Annotated in this window: 5 protein-coding genes; 4 read left to right on the forward strand and 1 reads right to left on the reverse strand. The window is 42.5% G+C overall.

Features of this window, described 5'->3' with window-relative positions:
- Positions 1–80 precede the first annotated feature (80 nt).
- Complete coding sequence (locus ORQ98_RS29355) at positions 81–248, forward strand: hypothetical protein (protein WP_274692378.1); 168 nt, start codon at positions 81–83, stop codon at positions 246–248.
- A 4-nt stretch (positions 249–252) separates the two neighbouring features.
- Positions 253–1,467: a phage major capsid protein gene (locus ORQ98_RS29360; RefSeq protein ID WP_274692379.1), complete on the forward strand. Its 1,215-nt coding sequence runs from the start codon at positions 253–255 to the stop codon at positions 1,465–1,467.
- A gap of 49 nt (positions 1,468–1,516) precedes the next feature.
- Here the strand turns inward: ORQ98_RS29360 and ORQ98_RS29365 are convergent, their stop codons facing one another.
- Positions 1,517–1,666 (reverse strand): hypothetical protein, encoded by a 150-nt coding sequence (locus ORQ98_RS29365; RefSeq protein ID WP_274692380.1) that lies wholly within the window; start codon positions 1,664–1,666, stop codon positions 1,517–1,519.
- A gap of 44 nt (positions 1,667–1,710) precedes the next feature.
- Here ORQ98_RS29365 and ORQ98_RS29370 point away from each other — a divergent pair, with 44 nt between their 5' ends.
- Both ORQ98_RS29370 and ORQ98_RS29375 read left to right on the forward strand, forming a co-directional pair.
- A complete protein-coding gene (locus tag ORQ98_RS29370) occupies positions 1,711–2,019 on the forward strand; it encodes a head-tail connector protein (protein WP_274692381.1) in 309 nt (102 codons plus the stop codon).
- On the forward strand, positions 2,016–2,243 hold the full coding sequence (locus tag ORQ98_RS29375) for a phage head closure protein (protein ID WP_274692382.1): 228 nt from the start codon (positions 2,016–2,018) through the stop codon (positions 2,241–2,243). The genes ORQ98_RS29370 and ORQ98_RS29375 overlap by 4 nt, the downstream gene beginning before the upstream one ends.
- Positions 2,244–2,312 lie beyond the last annotated feature (69 nt).

Here is a 2,312-nt window from a genome sequence, read left to right on the forward strand (position 1 = left end):
GAGGAGTTACAATCTAAAGTCACGATCTGATTAAGTTATGTCCAGATTGGTTGTATTCTCACCTTGAAAGGGCTGGTATAGTGATAATTAGGAAAACCTTTGAGCGATTCCTGCGCGAGGCCGGTTTATCGCGAACCCAAGCCAGAGGCTTAATGGCCCATGGTTATCACGCCTTGAATCAGTGCGACGCTGAGCTATCAAGCACCGTGAATCAATTGCAATCCCTTATTCAAACCTTAAAAGGATAAATCAATGGCTTACGCTGAAGATATTAATAAGACAATTGAGGCATTAGGTGGTGCCTTTAATGAGTTTAAAAAAACCAATGATGAGCGCTTAGCAACCTTGGAAAAAGGTGATGCGCTGGATGGGTTGGTTGAAGGTAAACTACAGTCAATCAATGAAAAACTCTCGGAGCTGGACAAGCTAAAAGGCCAGTTTGAAGAGTTGGAAACCAAGGCGAATCGCCCGGGCGGCACGTTTGGAGGTAATAAACAACAGGCAGAGTATGAAAAAGCCTTTGATCAATTTGTTAGAAAAGGCAAGACCGATCAGCTGGACGAATTAAAAACCAAAGCTATGCAAACCGGCAATGATGAAGATGGCGGTTATGCAGTCCCCGAACAATTAGACCGGCAAATTATCGATTTTGGCCGTGATCAAGTGGTCATGCGTTCGGTTTGTTCCAGCCAAACCTTATCCACACCAGACCTTAAAAAACTACGGAAAGACGGGCGAGCCACATCGGGCTGGGTGGGTGAAACATCGCCAAGACCGCACACTGATGCTTCACAGTTGAAGCCAATTACCACGCACTGGGGTGAGATTTACGCCAATCCAGAGGCTACTCAAACTATGCTGGATGATGCGTTTTTTAATGTACAACAGTTTTTGCTTAATGATATTGGTGAGGAATTTAGCGAACAGGAAGAAGCCGCTTTTACTAATGGTGATGGAAACCTAAAGCCTCTGGGATTGTTTGCTTATCCTCGTACTACACAAAGCGATGATGTTAGGGAGTTTAGCAAATTACAGTATTTGGATACTGCCACCGCTAAGCTCGAAGCGGATGACCTATTAAAGCTGTTGTATTCCTTAAAGCGTAAATACCGCACGGGTGCCCGCTGGATGATGAACAGCACCAGTGTTGGGCAAGTACGGCTGATGAAGGATAACGATGGTAATTATTTATGGAGCCCTGGCTTACAAGCCGGTGAGCCTTCGCGGCTGTTAGGTTATTCGCTGACAGAGAATGAGCAAGTCGATGATATTGCCGCAAAAAAAGCGCCGATATCCTTTGGTAACTTTAAGCGGGCTTATTTAATCTTAGATCGGATTGGTACACGGGTATTACGCGACCCTTACACCAATAAACCCTTTGTATCGTTTTATACCACCAAGCGCGTGGGTAATATGTTGTTGGATAGCAGTTCAGTCAAAGTGCTGCATGTTAAAGGAGGAAGCTAGTCACTTATTTGTATTAAATTAAGGCGGGGTTTCCCGCCTATTAAATAGCTTATTCTTTTTTCTTGGTTATCATGCCGTAGACACATTGTAATGGACTATGAAGGCAGTTATCGATACTTGTTTTTTTGGTTTTATTTTCAGCAACTGCAGGTACCGATAAAACCAAAATACCAATATATAACAGTTTTGCTATTTTCATCGTATTTAAGCCCTATTTTAAGATTAACTGCAAAACATACCATAATGATCGAACTCACCCTAGTTAAAAAACACCTGAATATTGAAGATGACATCACTGAAGATGACGCTTATGTGCAGGTATTAACGGAAGCCGCTATTGCTCATTTTGAAAGCACGACACAACGCCAGCTCGTTAAAGAAAACCCCACTGATACAGCTGTTGTTATCACCCGTGAAATTGAAATTGGCTTACTCATGCTCATTGGCCACTGGTATAACAACCGAGAATCAGTGGTGATTGGTGGCGTTGTTAGTGAATTACCCTTATCGACTCAAACCATTTGGAATAAATACCGCTTTAAATCCCTATGAGAGCTGGACGCTTAAAACATCGTATTACCATTGAAAAGCCCGAGTTATCCAAAGATGAATTTGGCCAGCCCACTAAGAATTGGGTCGTGGTCTGTACAACAAAGGCCGCCATTGATCCTATCTCGGGTAAAGAGTTTTTTGCCGCCCAGCAAATTAATAACGCCATTAATTACAAAATAACCATCCGTTATCGACCAGGGATTAATACCAATCCTATTTATTAGCTTGTTAAAACAGCCCAGCCCCTGGAGCACAAGCTTTTAATGTTATTTTTCTTATTCACAAATACATTC

It is taken from the genome of Spartinivicinus poritis (assembly GCF_028858535.1).
In the GTDB taxonomy this organism is placed as follows: Bacteria; Pseudomonadota; Gammaproteobacteria; order Pseudomonadales; family Zooshikellaceae; genus Spartinivicinus; species Spartinivicinus poritis.

What these genes read in the sequence shown, in the direction of transcription:
- ORQ98_RS29360 (WP_274692379.1), top strand. Translation starts at nt 253, where the DNA reads ATGGCTTACGCTGAAGATATTAATAAGACAATTGAGGCATTAGGTGGT.
- ORQ98_RS29365 (WP_274692380.1), bottom strand. Translation starts at nt 1,666, where the DNA reads ATGAAAATAGCAAAACTGTTATATATTGGTATTTTGGTTTTATCGGTA.
- ORQ98_RS29370 (WP_274692381.1), top strand. Translation starts at nt 1,711, where the DNA reads ATGATCGAACTCACCCTAGTTAAAAAACACCTGAATATTGAAGATGAC.
- ORQ98_RS29375 (WP_274692382.1), top strand. Translation starts at nt 2,016, where the DNA reads ATGAGAGCTGGACGCTTAAAACATCGTATTACCATTGAAAAGCCCGAG.